Raw genomic sequence first — 482 nt, forward strand, 5'->3', positions numbered from 1 at the left:
TACGGCGGGCTGGTGTGCCGGTTCCGCGGTGTGTCTGCTGTCGAGCTGCGGGAACACGCGTGTCCACTTGAATTCCCTTGCAGGTTCGTCGAACCCTGAGATGAAGAAGATAATGATTTCCGTGGTCATCCCGATGATGAGGAACACGTCGTCGTAGGGGAAGTGTATGATCTTGAATGTGGCTCCGAGAATGACGAGGCAGGCTCCCCACGAGTATGCCATATTAAGGAGTCTTTTTCCTGTTCTTGAACTTAGAAAGGTGGTTAGTTTATTCATTGGAGTTTTAGTTTTTTAGTTTTTAAGTTTTTGAGTTTGTAAGTTTAGGTGACGAGGCTTCTTCAATTGACAATTGACGATTGATAATTGACAATTTCCTTTGTTTCCTTTACTTCTGTTTTCCGAATACTCTGGCAAAGAACCCCTTTTTCTTGGGGGGATCGTAGTAGCTTTCTGCTTCGTACTTGCGCATGAGGTCTTCGTAG

General features: G+C 45.4%; 1 protein-coding gene. It reads right to left on the reverse strand.

The features are described from left to right. Positions 1 to 276, reverse strand: a 276-nt coding sequence (gene porL, locus WKU26_RS12670; protein WP_340322317.1) for a type IX secretion system motor protein PorL/GldL, incomplete at its 3' end; no start/stop codon positions are given. Positions 277 to 482: the final 206 nt, after the last annotated feature.

The sequence above is a fragment of the Phocaeicola sp. HCN-40430 genome, from assembly GCF_037890285.1.
GTDB classification, from domain to species: Bacteria; Bacteroidota; Bacteroidia; order Bacteroidales; family Bacteroidaceae; genus Phocaeicola; species Phocaeicola acetigenes.